General features: G+C 66.2%; 21 protein-coding genes. 6 read left to right on the top strand and 15 right to left on the bottom strand.

Translation table 11 applies throughout. The features are described 5' to 3' along the window. Window positions 1–3: 3 nt before the first annotated feature. The 4 genes from LX70_RS13850 to LX70_RS13835 are packed head-to-tail and all read left to right on the top strand — an operon-like array spanning window position 4 to window position 4,578. Window positions 4–1,134: a Gfo/Idh/MocA family protein gene (locus tag LX70_RS13850; RefSeq protein ID WP_211301723.1), complete on the top strand. Its 1,131-nt coding sequence runs from the start codon at window positions 4–6 to the stop codon at window positions 1,132–1,134. Then, on the top strand, window positions 1,131–2,627 hold the full coding sequence (locus LX70_RS13845; protein ID WP_105515380.1) for a sugar ABC transporter ATP-binding protein: 1,497 nt from the start codon (window positions 1,131–1,133) through the stop codon (window positions 2,625–2,627). The genes LX70_RS13850 and LX70_RS13845 overlap by 4 nt, the downstream gene beginning before the upstream one ends. After that, window positions 2,620–3,597: an ABC transporter permease gene (locus LX70_RS13840; RefSeq protein ID WP_105515379.1), complete on the top strand. Its 978-nt coding sequence runs from the start codon at window positions 2,620–2,622 to the stop codon at window positions 3,595–3,597. Before LX70_RS13845 ends, LX70_RS13840 begins: the two co-directional genes overlap by 8 nt. Before the next feature lie 15 nt (window positions 3,598–3,612). Further along, window positions 3,613–4,578 carry an ABC transporter substrate-binding protein gene (locus LX70_RS13835; RefSeq protein WP_105515378.1) on the top strand — a complete coding sequence of 322 codons (966 nt, stop codon included), beginning with the start codon at window positions 3,613–3,615 and terminating at the stop codon, window positions 4,576–4,578. Between the two features lie 251 nt (window positions 4,579–4,829). On the opposite strand, the gene LX70_RS13830 is transcribed toward LX70_RS13835, so the two are convergent. The 6 genes from LX70_RS13830 to LX70_RS13805 all read right to left on the bottom strand — a co-directional run bounded on the left by LX70_RS13830 (window position 4,830) and on the right by LX70_RS13805 (window position 13,335). Next, window positions 4,830–7,931 (bottom strand): efflux RND transporter permease subunit, encoded by a 3,102-nt coding sequence (locus tag LX70_RS13830; protein ID WP_105515377.1) that lies wholly within the window; start codon window positions 7,929–7,931, stop codon window positions 4,830–4,832. 14 nt (window positions 7,932–7,945) lie between these two features. Then, complete coding sequence (locus tag LX70_RS13825; protein ID WP_105515555.1) at window positions 7,946–9,082, bottom strand: efflux RND transporter periplasmic adaptor subunit; 1,137 nt, start codon at window positions 9,080–9,082, stop codon at window positions 7,946–7,948. A 166-nt stretch (window positions 9,083–9,248) separates the two neighbouring features. Next, window positions 9,249–10,256 carry an ACR3 family arsenite efflux transporter gene (gene arsB, locus LX70_RS13820; protein ID WP_105515376.1) on the bottom strand — a complete coding sequence of 336 codons (1,008 nt, stop codon included), beginning with the start codon at window positions 10,254–10,256 and terminating at the stop codon, window positions 9,249–9,251. 6 nt (window positions 10,257–10,262) lie between these two features. Continuing rightward, complete coding sequence (gene arsJ, locus LX70_RS13815; protein ID WP_105515375.1) at window positions 10,263–11,513, bottom strand: organoarsenical effux MFS transporter ArsJ; 1,251 nt, start codon at window positions 11,511–11,513, stop codon at window positions 10,263–10,265. Next, window positions 11,510–12,508, bottom strand: a complete 999-nt coding sequence (locus LX70_RS13810) for an ArsJ-associated glyceraldehyde-3-phosphate dehydrogenase (RefSeq protein WP_105515374.1) — start codon at window positions 12,506–12,508, stop codon at window positions 11,510–11,512. Before LX70_RS13810 ends, arsJ begins: the two co-directional genes overlap by 4 nt. After that, on the bottom strand, window positions 12,505–13,335 hold the full coding sequence (locus LX70_RS13805; RefSeq protein WP_105515373.1) for an arsenate reductase/protein-tyrosine-phosphatase family protein: 831 nt from the start codon (window positions 13,333–13,335) through the stop codon (window positions 12,505–12,507). The genes LX70_RS13810 and LX70_RS13805 overlap by 4 nt, the downstream gene beginning before the upstream one ends. Window positions 13,336–13,490: 155 nt before the next feature. Between LX70_RS13805 and msrB the strand changes: the two genes are divergently transcribed. Then, a complete protein-coding gene (gene msrB, locus LX70_RS13800) occupies window positions 13,491–13,937 on the top strand; it encodes a peptide-methionine (R)-S-oxide reductase MsrB (RefSeq protein ID WP_105515372.1) in 447 nt (148 codons plus the stop codon). Beyond that, on the top strand, window positions 13,934–14,437 hold the full coding sequence (gene msrA, locus LX70_RS13795) for a peptide-methionine (S)-S-oxide reductase MsrA (protein ID WP_105515371.1): 504 nt from the start codon (window positions 13,934–13,936) through the stop codon (window positions 14,435–14,437). Before msrB ends, msrA begins: the two co-directional genes overlap by 4 nt. Before the next feature lie 3 nt (window positions 14,438–14,440). Here msrA and iolB read toward each other — a convergent pair whose 3' ends face one another. Genes iolB through LX70_RS13750 form a run of 9 tightly spaced genes read right to left on the bottom strand, consistent with a single transcriptional unit; the run spans window position 14,441 to window position 24,821 of the window. Continuing rightward, window positions 14,441–15,250, bottom strand: a complete 810-nt coding sequence (iolB, locus tag LX70_RS13790; RefSeq protein WP_105515370.1) for a 5-deoxy-glucuronate isomerase — start codon at window positions 15,248–15,250, stop codon at window positions 14,441–14,443. A 35-nt stretch (window positions 15,251–15,285) separates the two neighbouring features. After that, complete coding sequence (gene iolE / locus LX70_RS13785) at window positions 15,286–16,182, bottom strand: myo-inosose-2 dehydratase (protein WP_105515369.1); 897 nt, start codon at window positions 16,180–16,182, stop codon at window positions 15,286–15,288. 7 nt (window positions 16,183–16,189) lie between these two features. After that, entirely contained in the window at window positions 16,190–18,034 is a 1,845-nt protein-coding gene (gene iolD, locus LX70_RS13780) for a 3D-(3,5/4)-trihydroxycyclohexane-1,2-dione acylhydrolase (decyclizing) (protein ID WP_105515368.1), read from the bottom strand. A gap of 5 nt (window positions 18,035–18,039) precedes the next feature. After that, the gene (locus LX70_RS13775; protein WP_105515367.1) at window positions 18,040–19,983 is read right to left on the bottom strand and encodes a bifunctional 5-dehydro-2-deoxygluconokinase/5-dehydro-2-deoxyphosphogluconate aldolase; all 1,944 of its coding nucleotides are present in this window, start codon (window positions 19,981–19,983) and stop codon (window positions 18,040–18,042) included. Continuing rightward, a complete protein-coding gene (locus tag LX70_RS13770; protein WP_105515554.1) occupies window positions 19,980–21,092 on the bottom strand; it encodes a Gfo/Idh/MocA family protein in 1,113 nt (370 codons plus the stop codon). Before LX70_RS13770 ends, LX70_RS13775 begins: the two co-directional genes overlap by 4 nt. A gap of 7 nt (window positions 21,093–21,099) precedes the next feature. Then, window positions 21,100–22,092: an inositol 2-dehydrogenase gene (gene iolG, locus LX70_RS13765; RefSeq protein ID WP_105515553.1), complete on the bottom strand. Its 993-nt coding sequence runs from the start codon at window positions 22,090–22,092 to the stop codon at window positions 21,100–21,102. A 40-nt stretch (window positions 22,093–22,132) separates the two neighbouring features. Next, complete coding sequence (locus tag LX70_RS13760) at window positions 22,133–22,906, bottom strand: SDR family oxidoreductase (RefSeq protein WP_105515366.1); 774 nt, start codon at window positions 22,904–22,906, stop codon at window positions 22,133–22,135. Next, window positions 22,903–23,733, bottom strand: a complete 831-nt coding sequence (locus tag LX70_RS13755; RefSeq protein ID WP_105515552.1) for an ATP-binding cassette domain-containing protein — start codon at window positions 23,731–23,733, stop codon at window positions 22,903–22,905. Before LX70_RS13755 ends, LX70_RS13760 begins: the two co-directional genes overlap by 4 nt. Window positions 23,734–23,744: 11 nt before the next feature. Continuing rightward, window positions 23,745–24,821, bottom strand: a complete 1,077-nt coding sequence (locus LX70_RS13750) for an ABC transporter permease (RefSeq protein ID WP_105515365.1) — start codon at window positions 24,819–24,821, stop codon at window positions 23,745–23,747. Window positions 24,822–24,866 lie beyond the last annotated feature (45 nt).

The raw sequence follows: 24,866 nt of genomic DNA, 5'->3' as shown, positions 1-24,866 counted from the left end.
ACGATGGAGCCGATCCGGCTGGGCATGGTGGGGGGCGGACAGGGCGCGCTGATCGGGTCGGTGCATCGGCTGGCCGCGCGGATGGACGGACATTTCCGTCTGGTCGCCGGGGCGCTATCCTCAACCCCCGAACGGGCGCGGAAATCGGGCGCGGAAATCGGGCTTGATCCGTCGCGGACCTATGACGACTGGAAGCGAATGGCCGGGCGTGAGGCGCGCCGAAAGGACGGGGTTGAGGCGGTGGCCATCGTCACGCCGAACCACATGCACGCCGCCCCGGCGATCGAGTTCCTCAAGCGCGGCATCCACGTCATCTGCGACAAGCCGCTGACCGCCACGATGGCCGAGGCGAAAAAGCTGGCCGCCGCCGCCGAAAAGGCAGACGCGCTCTTTATCCTGACCCATAACTACACCGGCTATCCGCTGGTCCGTCAGGCGCGGGCGATGATCGCGCGGGGGGACATTGGCCAGATCCGGCTGGTGCAGGTCGAATACGCGCAGGACTGGCTGACGCATGAGGTTCACAACAAGCAGGCCGAATGGCGATCGGATCCCGCGCGCGCGGGCATCGGCGGGGCGCTTGGCGACATCGGCACCCACGCCTATAACCTCGCCGCCTTCGTCGCGGGGATGGAGCCTGAGGCGCTGGCGGCTGACGTGACCGCCTTCGTTGCGGGGCGAAAGCTTGACGACAACGCCAATGTCCTGATGCGCTATCCGGGCGGCGCGAAGGGGATGCTTTGGGCCAGCCAGGTTGCGCCGGGCAACGAAAACAGCCTGCGCATCCGGGTCTTTGGCGATCAGGGCGGGCTGGAATGGGCGCAGGAAGAGCCGAACAAGCTCTGGTTCAGCCGGTTTGGGGAACCAAAGCAGCTTTTGACGCGGAACGGCGCCGGGGCGCTGCCCGAGGCGCAGCGGGTCTGCCGTGTACCGGGTGGCCACCCCGAGGGGTATCTTGAGGCCTTCGCCAATATCTACGCCGAGGCCGCGCAGGCGATCCGCGCCCGGCAGGCCGGGTTGCCGGTGCCGGACGGCGTGACCTACCCCACCCTGTCCGACGGCCTTGCAGGCATGCGGTTCGTCGCCGCCTGCGTGACCTCGGCCAGGCGCAACGCGGGCTGGGTCACCCTATGACCGAGATCCTCGCCCTTCGCGATGTCCACAAAAGCTTTGGCCCGATCGAGGTGCTGCATGGCGTGGATTTTGCCCTTGCGGGCGGTGAGGTCCACGCCCTGATCGGCGAGAATGGCGCGGGCAAGTCGACGATCATGAAGATCCTTGGCGGGTTCCTTGAACCGACGGCGGGCGGTGTCCTTCTTGACGGTGAACCCGCGCCATATCGTTCGGGCGCCGAGGCCGAGGCGCTTGGCGTCGTCGTCATCCATCAGGAATTCAACCTCGCCCAGGATTTGACGGTGGCCGAGAACATCTATCTCGGGCGTGAGATCGGCGGGCTGTTCCTGAACCACAAGGCGATGCGCAAGGGCGCGCAGGACCTGCTTGACCAGTTGGAAAGCCATGTCAGCCCCGACGCGCGCATCCGCGATCTGCCGGTGTCCGACCGGCAGATGGTGGAGATCGCGAAAGCGCTGTCGCGCAACGCCCGCGTGTTGATCATGGACGAACCCTCCGCCGTGCTGACCCACCGCGAGGTGCAGATCCTCTTCCGCCAGATCGACCGGCTTCGGGCCGCCGGGGTGGCGCTGCTTTACACCTCGCACCGGCTGGATGAGGTCAGCCATATCGCCGACCGCATCACCGTCCTGCGCGACGGCGCCGTCGTGCGAAGGGCCGAACGGGGGGAGTTGACCGAGGACGGGATGGCCACCGCGATGGTCGGCCGCGACCTGACCGACATCTTCCCGCCGCGCCGGACGGAGTTCGGCTGCGTCGCGCTGGAACTGCACGATTTCGCCGTGCCGCCGCTGGTGGAGGGCATATCGCTCAGCCTGCGGCGGGGTGAGGTTCTGGGCATCTCCGGCCTTGTCGGATCGGGGCGAACGGAACTGGCCGAGGGGCTGGTGGGGCTGCGTCCGCATGGCGGGTCCGTCTCGCGCAGCGGCGCGCCGATCCGCATCCGTTCGGTCACCGACGCCGCTAAGCACGGCATCGGCTATCTGACCGAAGACCGGAAGGAACGCGGGCTTTTGCTGGAAAAGTCACTGCGCGTGAACCTGACCCTGCCCGACCTGCCGCGTTTCGGCGCGCCCCTTCTGTCGCGCGCGAAAGAGGAAGCGGCGCTGACCCAGGCCATCGCGGATTTCGACATCCGCGCGCCGGAACGGGGGATGGAGGTTGGCAACCTGTCGGGCGGGAACCAGCAGAAGCTGCTTCTGGCCAAGACCATGCTGCCCGACCCGGAAGTCGTCATCATCGACGAACCCACCCGCGGCATCGACATCGGCACGAAAAGCCAGATCTACGCCTTCATCGACCGTCTCGCCCGCGAAGGGCGCAGCGTCATCGTCATCTCCTCTGACATGCCGGAAATCCTTGGCCTGTCGGACCGGGTTCTGGTGATGCGGCAGGGCCGTGCGGCGGCGGTGCTGGAAGGGGATGAGATCACCGAACACGCCCTTGTGCGGGCGATCATGGGGACACGGGAAAGGACGACCGAAGATGCTTAAGGGACGGCTTTCCCTCTCAACCCTCGGGCCTTTGGCCGCGCTTCTGGTGCTGATAGCGCTGGGGGCGTTCCTGAATTCGAACTTCCTGTCGTCGGGCAATATCACCAATGTCCTCGCCCGGTCGGCCTTTATCGGGATGATCGCGGTGGGGATGACCTTTGTCATCACCTCGGGCGGGCTGGACCTCTCTGTCGGCTCGATGGCGGCCTTCATCGCCGGGATGATGATCCTTGCCATGAACGCGATGCTGCCGACGCTGGGCATCGGCGTGCCGCTTGTGCTGGCGGGCATGGCCGTGGCGCTGATCGTGGGCGTTCTGGCGGGGCTGACCAACGGCTTGCTTGTCACGCGGGCAAGGATCGAACCCTTCATCGTCACGCTGGGGACCATGGGCATCTTCCGCTCCCTCGTCACCTGGCTGGCCGATGGCGGCACCATCTCCCTCGATTTCGAGGCGCGGCAGTTCTACCGGCCGGTCTATTACGATGGCATCTTCGGCATCACCTGGCCGATCATCACCTTCGCCCTTGTCGCCGTCGCAGGCCAGGTCGCCATGCGCCACACCCGCTTTGGCCGCTATTGCGAGGCGATCGGGTCGAACGACAAGGTCGCGCGCTATTCGGCGGTGAAGGTCGAATGGGTGCGGCTGATGACCTATGTCATGCTGGGCATGCTGGTGGGGCTTGCGACCATCCTCTACGTCCCGCGCCTTGGCTCTGCCTCCGGTTCCACCGGCGTCTTGTGGGAGCTTGAGGCCATCGCCGCCGTCATCATCGGGGGGACCGCGCTGAAGGGCGGCTACGGCCGCGTCTGGGGGACGGTCGTCGGTGTGCTGATCCTTAGCCTGATCGACAACATCCTCAATCTCGCCGACCTCGTCTCGCCCTATCTCAACGGGGCGATCCAGGGGGTCATCATCGTACTCGCCGTTGTGCTGCAACGCGGGAAATCATCCGCCGAGGGGCGGTAAACAGGGAGGAAGACCATGAAACGCAGAGAGTTCTTCGGCGCCACCGCCGCGATGGCCGTGACCGCCGGTCTGGCCGCGACGACCGCCGCCGTGGCCCAGGATCAGACCTACACCATCGGCGTGTCGATCCCGTCGGCGACGCATGGCTTCATGGGCGGGCTGAACTGGCACGCGCAGGAAACCATCAAGCGGCTTGAGGCGACCTATCCGCAGCTGAAATTCGTCCTTGCCACGGCGGGTGAGGCCGGCAAGCAGGTCAACGACCTTGAAGACATGATGGCGACGCGCAACATCGACGGCCTTGTCGTTCTGCCGTTCGAGAGTGAGCCGCTGACCGGCCCGGTGAAGGCCGTGAAGGACGCGGGCAAGTGGGTGACCGTCGTCGACCGTGGCCTTGCCATCGACGGGGTCGAGGATCTTTACGTCGCGGGCGACAACACCGCCTTCGGCCGCGTCGCGGGGGACTATTTCAAGGCCAACCTGCCATCGGGCGCCAAGATCGTCGTCCTGCGCGGTATCCCGACGACGCTGGATAACGAGCGTGTCGATGCCTTCCAGAAGGCCATCGAAGGGTCGGGGATCGAAATCCTGGACATGCAGCACGGCAACTGGAACCGTGACGACGCCTTCACCGTGATGCAGGACTACCTGTCGAAATACCCCCAGATCGACGCGGTCTGGGCGGCGGATGACGACATGGCGATGGGCGTGACCGAGGCCATCGCACAGGCGGGCCGGACGGATGAGATGTGGATCATCGGCGGCGCCGGGATGAAGGAAATCGTCAAGCGGATCATGGACAAGGACCCGCAATTCCCGGTGGACGTGACCTACCCGCCCGCGCTGATTTCCGCCGCGATCGAGATGACGGCGCTGCGCTTCGTCTCCGACACGCCGGTCTATGGGCGCTTCATCATCGGTTCCACCCTCATCACGCCGGAGAACGCGGAACGGTTCTACTACCCCGACAGCCCGTTCTGATCCGGGGCTTTACGACACAGGACGGCCGGGGCGGGGCACCGCTCCGGCCGTTTTCGTTGTGGCGAGGCGCGTCGTCAGGACGCGCATCGGCGGGCCTGGGGGGGCGAGCAAGCCGACCGCGTCCCGGACCTGATCCGGGACCTCTTCCTCCGGCGGCGGCGGTCCCGGATCGGGTCCGGGACGACAAAACTCAGGCCTTCCCGTTCTTCTCCGCCGCCGTCAGCCCGCGCGGGGTGGCAGAACCCGAACGCTCAGGCGCGGCGGCCGCCGAAAAGCCGTTCGACCAGCACGAAGAACAGCGGCACGAAGATCACGCCAAGGATCGTCGCGCTCAGCGTGCCACCCAGAACCGCCGCGCCGACCGCCTGACGCCCGCCAGACCCCGCGCCGGTGGACAGCACCAGCGGCAGCACGCCCAGCGAGAAGGCCATCGAGGTCATGATGATCGGGCGGAAGCGTTGCCCCGCCGCCTCGCGCACGGCGCTGTAAAGCTCCTCCCCCGCCTGATACCTGTCGCGCGCGAATTCCACGATCAGGATCGCGTTCTTGCCGGTCAGGCCGATGACGGTCAGCAGCCCGACCTGGAAGAAGACGCCGTTGTCGAAGCCCGCGAACCGCGCGGCGGCCAGCGTGCCGACGACACCGATGGGCATGGCGAGCATCACCGCGAAGGGGATGGTCCAGCTTTCGTAAAGCGCGGCAAGGCAGAGGAACACCGCCGCCAGCGACAGCGCGTAAAGCAGCGGGGTCTGGCCGCTCGAGTCCCGTTCTTCCAGCGACAGCCCGGTCCAGGCGACCGAATAGCCGCCGGGAAGCTGGGCCGCCAGCCGCTCCATCTCGGCCATCGCCTCGCCGGTGGACACGCCCGGCGCGGGGGAGCCCTGGATCTGCATCGACGGCACACCGCCATAGCGGGTCAGGCCCTGCGGCCCGTATTGCCAGCTTTCGGTGGTGAAGTTGGCGAAGGGGACAAGATCGCCCGAACTGTTGCGCACCCGCCATTTCTGAAGGTCGGCGGGAACGGAGCGCGCGTCGGCCTCCCCCTGCACATAGACCCGCTTGATGCGGCCATTGTCGTTGAAGTCATTCACATAGCGCCCGGCCCAGGCGATGGACAGAAGGTTGCCGACATCGCTGGGCGACACCCCCATCGCGCCCGCCGCGCGCCAGTCGATATCAAGGTTGAACTGCGCCGCATCCTCAAGCCCCGAGGGCCGGGCGGACGCGATCAGCGGGCTTTGCGCGGCCATGCCCAGAAGCGTGTTGCGCGCACCCAGCAACTCCTCATGGCTTTGCCCGCCCTGCGCCTGAAGGTAGAAGTCAAAGCCCGAGATGTTGCCAAGCTCGATCACCGCGGGCGGGACGATGGGAAAGACCATCGCGTCGCGGATGCCCATGAAGGCGCCAAAGGCGCGGCCCGCGATGGCCTGCACGTTCTGGTCCGGGTTCGGCCGTTCGGCCCAGTCCTTCAGCCGGATGAAGGCCAGGCCCATGTTCTGCCCCCGCCCCGCGAAGGAGAACCCGGCAACGCCGAAGGTGGATTCCACGCTCGCCCCCTCGGCAGAGTTGAAATAGGTCTCAACCTCCTGCACGACCTCAAGCGTGCGTTCCGCCGTGGCCCCCGTCGGCCCCTGGATCAGCGTCATCAGGATGCCCTGATCCTCATTCGGGAGAAAGCCGGTCGGCGTGGTCATGAAAAGCCAGCCGATCGCCGCGCCGATCCCCAGATAGACAAGTCCGACGCGGATCGGGCGGATGATGACATAGCCCACGGTCCGGCTGTAACCGCCCAGCACCGCCTCAAACCCCCGGTTGAACAGGCCGAGGATGCCGCGATGCGTATGATGGGCGTCCTTCGCGCGCAGGATCGTGGCGCAAAGCGCGGGCGTCAGCGTCAGCGCGACCAGCACCGACAGCGCCATGGCCGACACGATGGTGATGGCGAACTGCCGGTAGATCACGCCGGTCGAGCCGCCGAAAAAGGCCATCGGCACGAAAACGGCCGACAGGACCAGCGCGATGCCGACCAGCGCGCCGGTGATCTGGCCCATCGACTTGCGCGTCGCCTCGCGCGGGTCAAGGCCCTCTTCCTCCATGATCCGTTCGACGTTCTCCACCACGACGATGGCGTCATCGACCAGAAGGCCGATGGCCAGCACCATGGCCAGCATGGTCAGCACGTTGATGGTGAACCCCGCGATGCCGAGGATCGCGAAGGTGCCAAGGATGACGACCGGCACCGCCAGCGTCGGGATCAGCGTGGCGCGGACGTTTTGCAGGAAGAGAAGCATGACGAGGAAGACGAGGACGATTGCCTCGAACAGGGTCTTCACCACCTCTTCGATCGAGATCTGGATGAAAGGCGTCGTGTCATAGGGGATGACATAGCTGACGCCTTCGGGGAAGAATTTCGAAAACTCCGCCACCCGGTCCTTCACCCGCTGCGCCGTATCAAGCGCGTTGGCGCCCGAGGCAAGCTGGATCGCCATGCCGGAAGACGGCTTGCCATTATAGCGCGCGATGACCGAATAGTCCTGCGCGCCAACTTCGACCCGCGCGACATCCTTGAGAAGGACAAGGCCGCCATTCGTCTCGGCCCTGAGAACGATATTCTCGAAATCCTCGGGCGTGGAGAGAAGCGACTGCGCCGTGATGGTGGCGTTCAACTGCTGGCCGTCCATCGTCGGAAGCGTGCCGAAGGCGCCGGCGGAGATCTGCGCGTTCTGCGCCGAAACCGCGTTGACGACATCGCTTGGCGAAAGCTGGAACGCGGCCAGTTTCGACGGGTCGAGCCAGATGCGCATCGCATATTGCGCGCCAAAGACCTGAACGCCCCCGACCCCCTCGATCCGGCTGAATTCATCCACGAGGTTTGAGTTGAGGTAATCCGACAGGTCGGCCTGATCCAGCTTGCCGTCGTCCGAGATCAGCCCGATGACCATCAGGAAGCTCGACGTGGATTTCTGCACCCGAAGGCCCTGACGCTGCACCGTTTCGGGCAGAAGCGTGGTGGCCTGCGCCAGCTTGTTCTGGACCTGAACCTGCGCGATATCGGCATCGGTCCCGGTCTCGAACGTCAGGTTGACCGAGGCGGAGCCATCGGAGGTTGAGCTTGACGACATATAGCGCATCCCGTCGAGGCCGGTCATCTGCTGTTCGATGATCTGGGTGACGGTATTGGCGACCGTTTCCGCCGAAGCGCCGGGGTATGAGGCCGAGATACGCACCGAAGGCGGCGCGATCTGGGGATACTGCGCGATGGGCAGGGTCAGGATCGACAGGATGCCGACCCCCATGATGAGGATCGAGATGACCCAGGCAAAGACCGGGCGGTCGATGAAAAAGCGTGCCATTCCTCGGTCTCCGGTCAGTTCGCGGCAGGCGCGGCGGCGGGGGCGTCGGTCTTTTCTTCCGGCGTGACCTTGGCGCCGGGCGCGATCTTCTGAAGCCCTTCGACGATCAGCTTGTCGCCGGGCGCGAGGCCATCGGTCACGATCCAGTTCGCGCCCTGATCACGCAGCACGGTCAGCTGCCGCTGTTCGACGACGTTGTCGGCATTGACGACCAGCGCCGTCGGTTGCCCGCGCCGGTCGCGCCCGATCCCCTGTTGCGGGGCGAGGATGGCGTTGTCCACCACGCCCTGCGGCATCTCGACCTGCACATACATGCCCGGCAACAGCAGATGGTCGGGGTTGGGGAACATCAGCCTGAGGACGATCACCCCGGTCAGTTCGTTCACATGCGGCTCTGCCGCTTCCAGATGCCCTTTCTGGCCGTAGTCCGATCCGTCCGCCAGACGCAGCGTCACGGTCGGGTCCATGCCGCGCGTGGCATCGGGGTTGGCGCGGCGCCAGCGCAGAAGCTCGGCCGCGGACTGGGTCACGTCGACATAGACCGGGTCAAGGTCGCGGATCACGGTCAGCGCCGTCGCCTGCCCCGCCGTCACCAGCGCGCCCTGCGTCGTCTCGCTCAGGCCCACGACACCGGACAGCGGCGCGCGGATGGTGGTCCGGTCAAGGTCAATCTGCGCCGATTGCAGGTTCGCGCGTGCCACCTTCACGGCGGCATCGGCGACGTCGCGGGCGGCGATGGCATCGTCAAGGTTCTGCTGGCTGACGACCGAGCGGCCCAGCAGCGTTTCCTGCCGCTTCGCCTCACTTTCGGCCGACCGCAGCGTCGCCTCGGCCTGCGACAGCGCGGCTTCGGCGGCGGCCACCTTGGCCTCATAGCTCGCGGCGTCGATCTTGTAGAGGGGGTCGTTCTGCGCCACCTCCGCGCCCTCGTTGAAAAGGCGGTCGGTGATGATCCCGCTGACCTGCGGCCGCACCTCGGCCACGCCCGAGGCCGCAACCCGCCCCGGCAGGGGGGAGATCAGCGTCACCGGCTCTGCCCCCAGCGTGACGACGGTCACGGGCTGCGGCGGCGTCTCGCCCGCGCCTTGCGCGAAGGCGCCGACCGAGGTCCCGAGGATCGCCGCAGCAAGAATGTAAGCAAATCGCAGCATGAAGCGCCCCTCGAAAGACATGATCCTGTTCGGCCCTAAAGGAACATATCCGGCGGGCGGCCACCAGTCGCCCTTTTGCGCATTGACGCACAGAACTTCGTGCGCGCGTCGCGAAACCCTTGGGCAACATGCACAAATCCCCGGCAGTCAGCGAACGCCCCTTGCGTCAGGCAAAGCGGCCCCGCGTCCGGTTTGCGAAGCGCACCAGCGACAGCATCACCGGCACCTCGACGAGCACCCCCACGACGGTCGCAAGCGCCGCGCCGGAGTTGAGGCCAAAAAGGCTGATCGCGACGGCGACGGCAAGTTCGAAGAAGTTCGACGTCCCGATCAGGGCGCAGGGCGCTGCGATCCGGTGCGGCACGCGCAGCGCATAGGCCGCCGCATAGGCCAACGCGAAGATGCCGTAAGACTGGATCAGGATCGGCACAGCGATCATCACGATCACCTGCGGCCGGTCAAGGATCACCTGACCCTGAAGCCCGAAGAGGATCATCACCGTCGCGATCAGGCCGACCACGGACCACGGCTTTATCCTGTCGCGAAAGGCCTCGATCCGCGCGGGGCTGCCAAGCGCCTTGCGCGTCCAGATCCCCGCCGCCAGCGGCAGCGCAACGAAGAGGACGACCGACAGGACAAGCGTCCCCCAAGGCACGGCGATATCCGTGACGCCAAGCAGAAACGCCACGATCGGCGCGAAGGCAAAGACCATGACGACGTCATTCACCGAGACCTGGAGGAGCGTATACCCCTCATCCCCCTTCGTCAGTTGCGACCAGACGAACACCATCGCCGTGCAAGGGGCAGCGCCCAGAAGGATCAGCCCCGCGATATATTGCTGCGCATCGGCAGGCGCGATCCGGTCGGCGAAGACATGTTCGAAGAAGAGAACGCCAAGCGCGGCCATGGTGAAGGGCTTGATAAGCCAGTTGACCACCAGCGTGATCGCCAGCCCCCTGGGCTGTTTCAGCACACCGCGCAGCGCGCCGGGATCGACGCCCACCATCATCGGATAGACCATCGCCCAGACCAGGACGGCCACGATCAGGTTCACCTTCGCAACCTCAGCCGCCGCGACAGCGGTCACAAGACCCGGCGCGATGCTGCCGATGCCGATCCCGGCGGCCATCGCCAGCGCGATCCAAAGCGACAGGTATTTTTCAAAGACGCCCATCGGACCTTACTCCCCAACCCTCAACCGCCCGGCGGCAAGCGCCGAAAGCGCGACCATCACCGCCGCCGTCCCCAGCATCAGGGCAAGTCCGCCGGACTGATAGGTCAGACCCGACAGCACCGTCCCCAGAAGCCGCCCGGCGGCATTGGCCATGTAATAGAAGCCGACATCCATCGTCACCCTCTCTTCCCGTGTGAAGGCGAGGATGAGGTAGGAATGCAGCGCCGAGTTCACGGCGAAGATGGCGCCGAAGACCAGAAGCCCCGCAACCAGCGTCACAGTCAACCAGCCCTGCGGCGCGGGCGACAGAAGCGCGGCAAGGGTCAGGAGCGCCGGAACGACCGCCAGCGCCCAGGCCCAGCCGCGCGCGGCGCGGGCCAGATCGCCTTCGGACCGGGTCGCGGCCCGCAAGATGCGCGGCGCGACGGCCTGAACCGCGCCGTAAAGGATGATCCAGAACGCCATGAAGATGCCGATCAGGAAGAAGGCGGCGCGGTTGCCCGCCGCGCTGCCGTCCGATAGCACCGCGTAGAAATAGATCGGGATACCAACCACGAACCACACGTCCCGCGCGCCGAACAGGAACACCCGCGCCACGCTCAGCCAGTTCACATTGGCCGAGGGGGAAAAGACCTGCGTGAACGTCACCCCCTTGCGCCCCTGCGGCAGCCCCGGCGGCATCGCGAGCATGACGGCGACAAGGATCAGCGCAAGGGTGGCGGCCATGGCATAGACCGCCAAGACGAAGCCCAGCGTTGACAAAAGCGCAGCACCCAGAAGGAAGCCCAGCCCCTTCACCGCGTTCTTCGACCCGGTCAGCACTGCGACCCAGCGGAAAAGCCCCCCCTCCCCTTTCGGGGCCAGCAGCTTTACCGCCGATTTCGACGACATCTTGGCCAGGTCCTTGGCCACGCCACTTGCCCCCTGCACGGCCATCACATAGGCGACGGACAGCGCCACCCCCCAGCTTGGATCAAGCTCTGCCAGCGCCAGAAGGGCCGCGACCTGCACGGCAAGCCCCGCATAAAGCGTGGAGGTCAGGCCAAAGCGTGCGGCGATCCAGCCCGCCGACAGGTTGGTGACCATCCCGGCGACCTCATACAGCACGAAAAGGTACGCAAGCTGCACCGGCGTGAAGCCGAGCGTGTGGAAGTGCAGCAGCACCAGCATCCGCAGCGCGCCGTCGGTCAGCATGAAGGCCCAGTAGGCCGCCGTCACCGCCATATAGGCCGCGAACCCCTCGGGCCGCGCCGTCAAAGCGCGCGCCCCACCATCATCGCCACATCGACCAGACGATGCGCATAGCCCATTTCATTGTCGTACCAGGCGTAGACCTTCACCTGCGTGCCGCCCACGACCATGGTCGAGGGCGCATCGACGATGCTCGACCGCGTGTCGTTGGTGTAGTCGGCCGAAGCCAGCGGCCGTTCCTCATAGCCAAGGATACCGCTCAGCGGGCCTTCGGCGGCGGCCTTGAACAGCGCGTTGACCTCCTCCACCGTCGTCTCCCGCGCCATTTCGAACACGCAATCGGTCAGCGAGGCATTCAGAAGCGGCACCCGGACGGCGTGGCCGTTCAGCCGCCCCTTCAACTCGGGATAAATCAGCGTGATCGCGGTGGCCGATCCGGTGGTGGTCGGGATCAGCGACGTCAGGGCGGACCGCGCCCGGCGCAGGTCCTTGGCCGGGCGGTCGACGATGGTCTGGGTATTGGTGACGTCATGGATCGTGGTGATCGACCCATGCCGGATGCCGATCGCCTCATGCAGGACCTTCACCACCGGCGCGAGGCAGTTCGTGGTGCAGGAGGCGGCAGTGACGATCCTGTGCCGCGCCGGGTCATAGCTGTCATCGTTGACACCATGGACGATATTGGCGGCCTCTGCGTCCTTCACCGGGGCGGAGACGACCACCTTCCTGACGCCCGCCGCGAAATAGGGTTCCAACGCCGCCGCGCTTTTAAAGGCGCCGGTGCAGTCGATGACGACATCGACCCCCTGCAAGGGCAGCGCGGACAGGTCCCTTGCCCCGATGAAGGGCAGGCGCGTGCCGTCGATGGTCACGCTGTCCGCGTCGTGGGTGATGTCGGCCGACCAACGCCCATGCACGCTGTCGAATTCCAGCAGATGCGCGTGCATCGCCGGATCGCCCACCGCGTCGTTGATCCAGGCCACCCGCGCCCCCCGCTCCAACAGCGGTTTCAGCGCAAGCTTGCCCATCCGGCCAAGGCCGTTCAGCGCATAGACGGTCATTCCGACGCCTCCGTCCCCGCGATCGCATCCACCGCCTTTTGCAGCGAGATCCGGTCAAGCGCGGCGATCGGCAGGGCGGCGAAGGCCCTGATCCGGTTTTGCAGCGCGCCATAGGCCTGATGGAAGGCAAGGTTCCTTTCGGCTTCGGTCCCCTCGGCCTTCACCGGGTCGGGCATTCCCCAATGGGCGCTGACCGGCTGGCCGGTCCAGGCGGGGCAATCCTCATTCGCGGCCTGATTGCAGACGGTGAAGACGAAGTCGAAGTTCGGTGCGTCCGGCCCCTGAAACTCCGCCACGGTCTTGGACCGCAGGGGCGAGATGTCGTGACCGTTCTGCCGCAACACATCCAGCGCGAAGGGGTTCAGCGACGATTGCGGCCGCGTTCCGGCCGAATGGACGTTGAAACGGTCCCCGGCCTCCTTGCGCAGGATCGCCTCGGCAAAGATCGACCGGGCAGAGTTCCCGGTGCAGATGAACAGGACGTTGTATTTTCGGTCTGTCATGGTCTCGGGTCCTTTCGTCGGGACGGGCAGGCACAGCTCCGGCCGACCGCGGCAGCAGTCGAGCAGGAGGTAATCGAAGGTCCGCCGCACCTCCTCCATGTCGATGCTGTAGCGCAGCGAGGTGGCGGCGCGTTCCTGGCTGACCAGCCCGGCCTGCATCAGAGCGGAAAGATAGGCCGAGAGGGTCGAGGGTTTCAGCCCCAGCGCCCCGGCCAGTTCCCCGGCCGGAACCCGGTCCGGGTAGCGGCGCATGAGAAGCCGGAACAGCGCCAGGCGCTGCGGGTGGCCAAGGGTGGTCAGGCGGGAGGGAATCAGTGTTTCCATAATTCACGAATATATGAAACAGGATGCCGCACAACCGCTATTCCGCGATGTTACAAGAACTTCATGGAAGCCGCCCGCCGCCTCACATCTTCGTTCTTCCCCTTCCGCCCATCCCGCTCCGGTGGCAGAATGGCGCAACGAACAGGAGCGCCCGCATGAGCTATGCCAAGACCGAAGACGCCGTTGCCCGCCTGACGCCGGAACAATACCGCGTCACGCAGCAAAACGGCACCGAACGGCCGTTCACCGGCGAATATGACGACCATTTCGAACCCGGCCTTTACGTCGATATCGTATCGGGCGAACCGCTTTTCGCCTCATCGGCCAAGTTCGCCTCTGGCTGTGGCTGGCCGTCGTTCTCGAAACCCGTCGTCGATGCCAACGTGACCGAGCTTCGCGACACCACGCATGGCATGGTCCGCGTCGAGGTGCGGTCGGCCCATGGCGACAGCCATCTGGGCCATGTCTTCCCCGACGGGCCGCGCGCGATGGGCGGGCTGCGCTACTGCATCAACTCCGCCAGCCTGCGCTTCATCCCGAAGGACAGGATGGAGGCCGAGGGCTATGGCGCCTATCTCGATCAGGTGGAGGATCGCAAATGACCGAACGTGCCGTTCTAGCCGGTGGCTGCTTCTGGGGCATGCAGGACCTGATCCGCAGGCTGCCCGGTGTCGAAAAGACCCGCGTCGGCTATACCGGCGGCGATGTCGACCACGCCACCTATCGCAACCACGGCACCCATGCCGAGGGGATCGAGGTCCTCTTCGACCCGGCGAAGATCAGCTTTCGCACGCTGCTGGAGTTCTTCTTCCAGATCCACGACCCGACCACGCCGAACCGGCAGGGCAACGATCTGGGCATGTCCTACCGCTCGGCCATCTACTATACGTCCGAGGCGCAGAAGGCCGTGGCGGAGGATACCATCGCCGACGTGAACGCAAGCGGCCTTTGGCCCGGCAAGGTCGTGACGGAGGTTGAGCCTGCGGGCGATTTCTGGGAGGCGGAGCCAGAGCATCAGGATTACCTGAAACGTTTCCCGAACGGCTATACCTGCCACTTCCCCCGCCCCGACTGGGTCCTGCCCAAACGCGCGGCGGAATAGACCCTATTTCGCGTCGCGCTCCATGATCCATTCGACCTCGGGCGCGGCGACGAAGCGCCATTTGCGCAAGGGGCCGGCCATGACGTTGAGGTAATACATCTCGAACCCGTAGGGCGCGCCGCAGGGATGGTGGCCGCGCGGGACGCAGACGACATCACCGTCCTTGACCGCCATGGTTTCGTCGAGCGTGGCGTCGTCGGTATAGACGCGCTGCACCGCCCAGCCTGAGGCGGGGTTCAGACGGTGATAGTAGGTTTCCTCAAGATAGGTGATGCGGGGGAAGTCGTCCTCATCATGGCGGTGGCTCGGGTAGCTTGACCAGTGGCCCGCAGGCGTGAAGACCTCGGTCACCAGAAGGCTGTCGGCATAATCCTCGGCCTCCATCGCGATGTTGTTGATATGGCGCGTGTTGGTGCCGCACCCGCGTTCGGTCAGCGTGATGCCCTCCGGCCCGATCCGCCGCGCGGCGTGGCCGCCCTTACCGGGGGCGGAACAGACGGCGATCACGCAATCGGTTTCGGCGGTGGCGGTCCAGTCGGCGCCGTTCGGGACGTAAAGGCAGTGCGGCGGGGTCTTTTCGAAGACATTCATCCGGTCGCCCAGCATGCCCCAGTCCTGCCCGGCGGCCCGCATCGCGGCCTTGCCTTCCACCATGACAAGGATTGCCTCACGATCCCCCGTCGCCTCGGCGGCACTTTCCCCGGCCCTGAGGCGATAAAGCGCAAAGCCGACATAGCGCCAGCCGGCGGTGGCGGGCGTGATGTCATGCACCTTGCCATGGGTGCCGAAGGGGCGATGCAGCAATCCGCTCATGGGTCTTGTCCTTTTCATCGGTGTCGCGGGGGGGCTCAGACCAGCCCCGCCTCGGCGGCAAGCGTCTTCAGCGTCCTCAGGCCAAGCGACTGGTAGTGAACGGGATCGCGAACTTCCGGGTCCTGCTCCGCCTCGATCACGATCCAGCCGCCATAGCCGCTGTCCTTCAGGATGCGCAGCAAGGGCGCGAAGTCCACCCCGCCTTCGGGATCGCCCGGCACGGTGAAGACGCCCGCGCGGACCCCATCCATGAAGGACATGCCGGTGTCGCGGACCTTTGCCATCACCTCGGGCCGGACGTTCTTGGCATGAAAATGCGCGACGCGGCCCGCGTATTTGCGCAAGACAGGGGCCGGGTCCGCGCCATGGCCGCCAAAATAGCAATGGCCCGCGTCAAACAGAAGCTTCATCGCCGGGCCGGTCGCGGCCATGAAGGCGTCGATTTCTTCCGGGGTTTCGACCACGGTTCCCATGTGGTGATGATAGACCAGCGTGATGCCCTGCGCGGCGGTGAAATTCGCCAGTTCCTCCACCTTCGCGCCGAAGTCGCGCATCGCCGCCGCCGTCAGGACCGGGCTTTGCGACAGCGCCACATCGCGCCCCTGGATGGAGTTCGAAGTTTCGCACACGATGCAGACCGCTGAGCCGTTATGCTTCAACTTGTCAAGGTGGCGCTGGATCGCGGCCTTTTCCGCCGCGACCGGCTGTGTCAGCAGGTTCAGCGAATACCAGCCCGAGATGAAGGCAAGGCCATGGCCCCCCAGAAGCTGGCGCAAGGCCTCGGGGTCGTCGGGCCAGCGGTGGCCATTCTCGATCCCGTCAAAGCCGATCGCCGCCGCCTCGCGGAGGATCTGGTCGGTGGGGATATGCGCGCCAAGGCTTTGGTCGTCGTCATTGGCCCAGGCGATGGGATTGGTTCCGAAACGGATCATTCTGCCCTCAATTCACCAGCGATTGCCGCGCCACGCCGTCCAGATAGCGCGCATAGGCCTGTTTCAGTTTCTCCGTCGCGCCCACCTCTGGCACCGCGACATCCCACCAGTGGCCCGCCTCGCCAAAGCTGGGGCCTTCGGTCGGATCTGTCTCGATCACGATCACCGTCGGGATATTACGCCCGCGCGCGGCGGCGATCTGGTCTTCCAGATCGGCGATGTCACGGGCCTTGACCGCATGGGCGCCCATCGCGGCGGCATGGGCGACATAGTCGATCTGGGGCTCTGCCGCGATGTTGCAGTCCTTGTAGAGGTTGTTGAACGCCTCGCCCCCGCAACCCTGTTGCAGGCGGTTGATACAGCCAAAGCCCCGGTTGTCGGTCAGCACGACGGTAAAGGGAATGCGCCGCATGACGGCGGTGGCGAGTTCGGAATTGGCCATCATGTAGGACCCGTCGCCGACGAAACAGATCACCTCGCGCTCTGGCCGGGCAAGCTTTAGCCCCATCGCCCCGGCGATCTCATACCCCATGCAGCTATAGCCGTATTCCATGTGATAGCCGCCCTGGCCGGGCTGCCAGAGAAGTTTCAGCGCACCGGGCATGGTCCCGGCGGCGCACATGGCGATGGCATCGTCGCCGGTCGCGCGCTGGACCGCCCCGATCACCTCGCAATCCATCGGGCGATACCCGGCGGGGACATCGCCGCGCGGCGCGCAATGGGCGGTGACGGCGTCAAGCCAGGCGCTGCGCGCGGCGGGGTCATGGGCCGTGGCCTTGTAGCCCCCAAGCCGCGCGCTCAACCGTTCCAGCGCCACACCGGCATCGGCCATCAGCGGGACGGCCCCGTGCTTCATCGCGTCATAGGCCGCGACATTGATGGAGATGAGTGTGCGCCCCGGACGGGAGAAGAGCGACCACGATCCGGTGGTGAAATCCTGAAACCGGGTGCCGACGCCAATGACAACATCCGCCTGCGCGCAAAGCGCGTTCGCCGCCGCCGACCCGTCAACGCCGCAGGCGCCGAAATTCATCGGATGGGCCTGCGCCAGCGCGGATTTCCCCGCTTGCGTCTCTACCACCGGAATGCCGTGGCGGGTCGCGAAATCGGCCAGCAGCTGTTCCGCGCCCGCATAGATCGTGCCGCCGCCCGCGATGATGACCGGGGCCTTGGCCGCCGCGATCAGGGTGGCGACGCCATCAAGCTCCCGCAGGTCCGGTTCCGGGCGGCGGATATACCAGACGCGCGGTTCGAAGAAGGCGGCGGGATAGTCGTACCCCTCGGCCTGCACGTCCTGACAGAAGGACAGCGTCACCGGGCCGCAGCTTGCCGGATCGGTCAGGGTCGCCATCGCGCGGGGCAACGCAGTCAAAAGCTGCTCTGGCCGGGTGATCCGGTCGAAATAGCGCGAGACGGGGCGGAAGCAGTCATTGGCGCTGACCGTCCCATCCTCAAAATCCTCGACCTGTTGCAGCACCGGGTCGGGGCGGCGGTTGGCGAAGACGTCGCCGGGGATCAGCAGGACCGGCAGGCGATTCACATGCGCCAGCGCCGCCGCCGTCACCATATTGGTCGCGCCCGGCCCGATGGACGATGTCACCGCCATGCAGCGCCGCCGCTTCATGCCCTTGGCATAGGCGATGGCGGTATGGGCCATGGTCTGTTCGTTCTGCCCCCGCCAGGTCGGAAAGCCGTTGCCCGCCTTTTCCAGCGCCTCGCCCAGCCCGGCGACATTGCCATGGCCGAAGATGGCCCAGATGCCATCGACGAAACGCTCCCCCTCCTCGGTCATCTGCGCGGACAGCCATTTCACCATGGCCTGCGCGGCGGTCAGCCGGATGGTCCCGTTCATCCCCGTCACCCTTTCCTTCCCGAATGCGCGGCGCGCGCGCTATCCCAGATGGCGCACAGCCGCTCGAACCGGCCGGTCATCTCTGCCACGGCGTCGGCATTGGCCATCTCGCCCTTCAGCCAGGCCCGCGCCGCATCGCCAAAGATTGTCCGCCCGACGGCAAAGCCCCTGACCAGATCGAACCCGGCCGCGACCGCGAAGCTTGCCGCCAGCCGGTCCTCCGGCGCATCAAGGCCAAGGACCACGATGCCCCGCGTATTGGGATCGTTCTCCTCGATCGCGGCGACGGCGGCGGCCCATCCGGCGGCATCGGCCATCGGCTCAAGCTTCCACCAGTCGGGATAGACGCCGATCTGGTAAAAGCGCCGGATCAGCGCGGCGGTGGTATCGGCGGTGACCGGCCCGACCTTTGAGGGGATCACCTCAAGCAGAAATTCAAGCCGGTTGCGACGGGCGGCGGTGAACAGGCGTTTGACGACCCTTTCCTGCGCGGCGCGCATGTCCTCGCTGTCGTCGGGGTGGCAGAAGACCAGGAACTTGACCACATTCTCCCGCGCCCATTCGCCAAGGCCACCGCAATCGGGGCCAAGCTCCGCCTCGGTCGCGACCGGGCGGGAGCCGGGAAGTTCACAGGGCCGCCCTATCCATAACCCGGTGCCAGAGGCGCGATGAAGCGCCCGCCGCCCGATCCGGTTGTCGCAAAGGATGCCGTAACCGACGCGCCCCCGCTGTACGGCCAGCGCGGCATCAAGGCACAACTCCTTGAACGCGCCGCCCTTCGCCGGGGTGTAACCCTCCATCTCTTCCAGTTGCAGGCGGTGGTCGAAGGCAAAGGTCCTGAGCGTCGACCAGTCGCCCCCGTTGCGGGTGTGCCGCGTCGTCGCCCAGTGGATCTGTTCCAGCTCCGCATCGTTCCTCAGGTCCGGGCGCTGGACGCCACGGCGCAGGAAGAAGTCCAGCTCGGCCTCGGTCGGGTAGGACGGCGTGCAGCCATGGCGGCTGACGGCGAAGGCACCGCAGGCATTGGCGTAGGTCAGCGCCCTCGGCCAGTCGGCGGCGAACGGGTCGTCGGCCGCCATCCAGCCCTTGAGGAGGCCGGCAAAGAACCCGTCCCCCGCGCCAAGGACGTTGAAGACCTCGATCGGGAAGCCGGGTCCGGTCTGGCCGTCATCAAGGCTGGCGGGGATCGCGCCCGCGATGGCCACCGCCCCCTTGGCGCCCCTCTTGCAGACCAGCGTTGCGCCGCTCACCTCCCGCACGGCACGAAGGGCGGCGAGCGTGTCGGTGGAGCCTCCGGCGATGTGAAACTCCTCCTCCGTCCCCACGATCAGGTCGAAGTAATGCAACGTAGACAGCAGCTTTGCCGTCACCGCCCCGCTTTCGACGAACCGGCTTTCGCCATCGCCATGCCCCGCCACACCCCAGAGGTTCGGGCGGTAGTCGATATCAAGCGCGGTGCGCAGCCCATGCTTGCGCGCCAAGTCCAGCGCCTTCAGCACCGCCGCCTCGGTGCGCGGATGCGACAGGTGGGTGCCGGTCACCACCACGGCGCGGGACGACGCGATGAAGCCTTCGTCGATATCCCCCTCATCCAGCGCCATGTCTGCGCAATTCTCCCGGTAGAAGATCAGCGGGAACTGATCCTCATCCCGGATGCCGAGGATCGCCAGCGCGGTCAGGCGATCAGGGTCTGTGACGACGCCGTCGGTCGAGACACCCTCACGCGCCAGTTGCTCAAGGATGAAGCGGCCCATGTGTTCGTCGCCGACACGGGTGATGAGGCCGGCACGCAGCCCCAGACGCGCGGCGCCGCAGGCGATGTTGGTGGGCGAGCCGCCGATATATTTCTCGAACGAGCCCATATCCTCCAGCCGTCCGCCGACCTGCGCGCCGTAAAGATCGACGCTTGCCCGGCCGATGGTGATGATGTCCAGCGTCTTGTCCGTCATATGTCCGTCCCGATCCGCACCGGCGCCCCGTTCGAACGCGCCATGGCGTGAATGATTGTCTCGATCTCCAACCCCGCCGCAAGGTCCGGCCCGGCCGCCCGCCCCCCGGCGATGGCGCGGCAAAGGTCGCGCGCCTCGATCACCTTCTGTTCGTTGAAGCCGAAGTTATGCCCCGGCGCCGGGCAGAAGGCGGCGAAATCCGGCTGGTCGGGGCCGGTCAGGTGGCGGGTGAACCCGGCCTCCCCTGCGCGATGAACCCACAACTCGTTCATGGTCTCCTGATCGAAGACCAGCGTGCCTTCGCTGCCATGCACCTCCCATTGCAGCCGACACTTGCGCCCCCGCGCCACGCGGGAGGTGGCAAAACTGCCCTGCGCGCCCGAGGTGAAGCGGATCAGCGCAAGGGCGCTGTCCTCATTCTCCACCCGTTTCGGCCCGTCGGGGGCGGGGCGTTCGGCCACGGCGATCTGGGTCATCGCCGTCACCTCCGCCACCGGCCCCATCAGCGCAACCATCTGGCTGACAAGGTGGCAGCCCAGATCCCCCAGCGCCCCCAGCCCGCCTTCGGCATGGGTCATGCGCCAGCTCCACGGCAGGCCGGGATCGGCGGAATAATCCTCATCATAAACCCCCCGGAAGGACAGCGGCCGACCGATGGCGCCGCCTTCGACCAGCGCGCGGGCGGCCTGAAAGGCGGGGCTGCGCAGGTAGTTGTAGCCAAGGATCGTGACCTGACCCGGATGCGCGGCGGCGGTCGCGGCCATGGCGCGGGCATCGTCCAGCGTCAGCGCCATCGGCTTTTCCAGCCAGACATGCTTGCCCGCCCGCAACGCCGCCTCGGCCATCGGCCGGTGCAGCCCGTTCGGCGCGGTGATCGACACGACATCGACCGCCGGGTCCGCCACCGTCGCGCGCCAGTCGTCGCTGGCGCGGGCGAAGCCGAACTGCCCGGCAAAGGCGCGCGCCCTGTCGGCGGGCGTGTCGCACAGAACCTCAAGCCGCGGATGCGCGCCGCCAAAGACCGTCGCGACATTGCGCCAGGCCATCGCGTGGCACTTGCCCATGAAGCCGGTGCCGATCAGCGCCACGCCAAGAGGGGTGCGGGGCATCTCCATCCTAGCCGACCTTCACCACCGCCCCGGTCCGCGCCGAGGTCAGCGCCGCCTCGGCCAGTTCCAGCGCCTTCAACCCGTCCTCGCCGGTCGTGGGCGTCGGCGCGCAGTCCGCCACCGCCTTGCAAAACGCCGCAATCTCATTCGCATAGGCGGCCGTATAGCGGGTCATGAAGAAGTTCAGAAGCGGTGGCCGGGAGAACCCCGCACCATCCGCAAGCTCAATATTCGCCTCATGCGTGTTGCGCGCTGAAACAAGGCCCTTCGACCCCAGAACCTCGATCCGCTGATCGTAGCCATAGCTCGCCCGGCGGGAGTTGGAGATGGTGCATTGCTTGCCGCTGGCGGTGCGCAGCACGACGGTGGCGCTGTCATAATCGCCCAGTTCACCGATCTTCGGGTCGGTCAGGACGGACGCGGCGGCATAGACGGTTTCGACCTCCTCCCCCAGAAGCCAGCGGGCGACGTCGAAATCATGGATCGTCATGTCGCGGAAGATCCCGCCCGAGACCTTGATATAGTCCGCAGGCGGCGCGCCCGGATCGCGTGAGGTGATGGTGATCATCTCCACCTCGCCCACCCGGCCCGCGTCGATGGCGGATTTCAGCGCCATGAAATCCGGGTCGAAGCGGCGGTTGAAGCCAACCATCAGGGTGCCGCCCTCGGCCTTGACGGTGGCCAGCGCCGCCTTGACCCGCGCGACATCCAGATCGACGGGCTTCTCGCAGAACACATGCTTGCCGGCGCGCACGAATTTCTCGATCAGGTCGGCATGGGTGTCGGTCGGCGTGCAGATCACCACGGCGTCGATGTCACCGGCGGCGGCAATTTCGTCGATGGAGCGGATGGCGCAGCCATAGTCGCGCGCCACCTCCTTCGCGGCCGCCTCCATCGGGTCAGAGACCGCGACAAGCGCTGCCCCCGTGGTCGCGGCCACCGCGCGGGCGTGAACCTTGCCGATACGGCCCGCGCCAAGAATGCCAAAGCGAACTGACATCATCTTCCTTTCCCGGCGCCTTGCGCGCCCTTGTCTGGGGTTACTCCGGGTAGGCCCCGGAAACGTTCTGATCGAAATCGACGATGGCCCCGGTCATCACGCCTGACCGTGGCCCCAGCATATAGGCCGCAAGGCCCGCGACGTGGTCAGGCTTGACCAGCATCCCGAAGGGCTGGCGTGCCTCTGCCTCGGCCAGCCAGCCGTCACCCGCACCGTGAAACCGCCGCTGGACGGCATCCTCGCCCGGCGTGTCCATCCAGCCGCAATTGATCCCGTTGACCCGGATACGATGCCCGGCCAGCGCGTTCGCCGCGTTCTTCGTCACATTCGCCAGCGCCGCCTTCGAGGCCGCGTAGGGCGCCAGGAAGGACTGCCCGCAATGGACCACCATCGACAGGATATTGACCGCCGCCGCCGGATGCCCGCCTTCGACCGCGCGTTGGGCAAGGCGCTGTAGCGCGAAGAACGGTCCGCGCGCATTCGCGGCCATGACCCGGTCCCAAAGGTCCGGCGTGGTGTCGAGGATCGAGCCGCGATCGGTCAGCGCGCCCGCGTTCACCAGCGCATCGACCCGCCCCATGGCCCCGGCGGCACGGTCGACCAGATCAATGACCGCCCGCGCATCGGCCAGATCGACGGCCATGAACGCCGCCCCCAGCCGCCGCGCCGCCGCCTGCCCCTTTTCGGCGTCGCGCCCGGCAAGGACCAGCCGGGTGCAACCCTCGGCCACCAGCCGCGCCGCGATGGTAAGGCCAAGCCCCTGGGTGCCGCCGATCACCAGCGCGGCGGTGTCGCGATGGGGTGCGTCGGTCATCCCGCCGCCTCGTATTCGGGCTGCGTCTTGGCGCCGGTGATATAGGCGACGACGTCCTGACCGTCGGTCTCTTCCTTGCGCAGGTTGGCGCAGATGCGGCCGCGCCGCCAGACGACGATCCGGTCGCAAAGATCCATCACCTGCCGCATGTTGTGGCTGATGAGGATCAGGGGTTCGCCCGCCTCTTTCAGCGTGCGGATGATGTTTTCCACCTGCGCGGTTTCCTGGACGCCAAGCGCCGCCGTGGGCTCATCCATGATCGTCAGCTTGGAATGAAAGGTCGCGGTGCGCGCGATGGCCACGCATTGCCGCTGACCGCCCGACATGTTCTCGATCGTGTTGCGGATGTTGGGGATCTTGACCCCGGTCCGTTCAAGCCCGCGCATCGTCGCCTCGCGCATCGCCTTGTAATCGAGGATGGAGAAGGGGCCGAGCCTGACCTTCACCTTCTCGCGCCCCAGAAACAGGTTGTCGGGAACGTCGAGATGATCGGCGAGCGCAAGGGTCTGGTAAACCGTCTCGATCCCGGCCTCGCGCGCCGCAAGCGGGCCGTCGAAATCGACATAGCGCCCGTCGAACCAGACCTTGCCGGATGTGCGCTGCTCCACCGCCGTGATCTGGCGCACGAAGGTGGACTTGCCCGCGCCGTTATCGCCCATGATGGCGACATGCTCGCCCTTGCGGATCTCGAAGTTGCAATCGACCAGCGCGTGAACGCCGCCGTAATGCTTGGTCAGCCCCTCGGTCCGCAGGATCACCTCGCCGGTCTGCGCGCCCGCCTGCGGGGCGGTCCGGTCCGTCGCCTTCGTCTGACTATCGCTTGCCATGGTCCCCTCCCCTACATCCGGGCCGCGTTGCGGCTCTGGCGCCATTGGTCAAGCACGACCGCGCCGACGATGATCGCGCCCTTCACCATCTCCTGGTAATAGGCGTCGAGCCTGAGAAAGGTGAAGCCAGAGATGATGACGCCGAAGATCAGCGCGCCCAGCACGGTGCCAAGCATCGACCCGCGCCCGCCTTGCAGCGACACGCCGCCGATCACCGCCATGGCGATGGCGTCAAGCTCATACATCTGGCCCATGCCGGCCTGCGCGGTCAGGTTCTTGGAACTCAGCACGATGGCCGCGATCGAGGCGAGCATCCCGGCGATGGCATAGATCAGCACCTTGTGCCGCGCGACCTTGATCCCCGACATCCGCGCCGCGTCCTCGTTCGAGCCGATGGCATAGGTGTGCTTGCCGTAGACGGTGTATTTCATCACGAAGTGAAACAGGATCGCCAGCGCGACGAAGATCGCGACCGGCATCATGCCCTTGCCGATGGCGGCATAGCTGTCGGTCGGGAAGGAAATCGGCTGCCCCTTGGACCACCACTTCGCCAGGCCCCGCGCCGTCACCATCATGCCAAGCGTGGCGATGAAGGGCGGGATGCGGGTATAGGCGATCAGAAGCCCGTTGATGACGCCCGCGACGATGCCGCAGATCAGGCCGACAACAATCGGCACGATGACCGGCAGATCGACAAGGCCAAGTTCGGGGAACATCGCCTTGGGGTTCGGGTTGCCGTTCACCGTCGCGACCTGCGCGAAGCTCATCGCGATCATGGCCGTGGCGCCGACGACGGAACCGGAACTCAGGTCGATGCCGCCGCTGATGATGACCTGCGTCACCCCCAGCGCGATGATGCCGACGATGGCGACCTGAAGAATGATGATCTTCAGGCGCGGTTCGTTGAACAGCGTGTCCACGTTGTCGCGGGTGTTGAAGAGAAAGCTGTCATGGATCAGAAGCCGGCCCAGGACCTCGAACACGACGATCATCAAGATCAGCGCGATCAGAACGCCCAGTTCCGGCGGGCGGGCGCGTTTGGAGGCATCGAAGGTCAGCCCTCCGACGCCATGCGTCGTCTCCGACATGGGTCTCTCCTCCTGTTCCGGCGGCGGGATTGGGGGCGGCCGGGT

It is taken from the genome of Albidovulum denitrificans (assembly GCF_002973535.1).
Lineage (GTDB): Bacteria > Pseudomonadota > Alphaproteobacteria > Rhodobacterales > Rhodobacteraceae > Albidovulum > Albidovulum denitrificans.
Note: the sequence above shows the minus strand (reverse complement) of the source record. Positions and strands in the feature narration are given on the sequence as shown.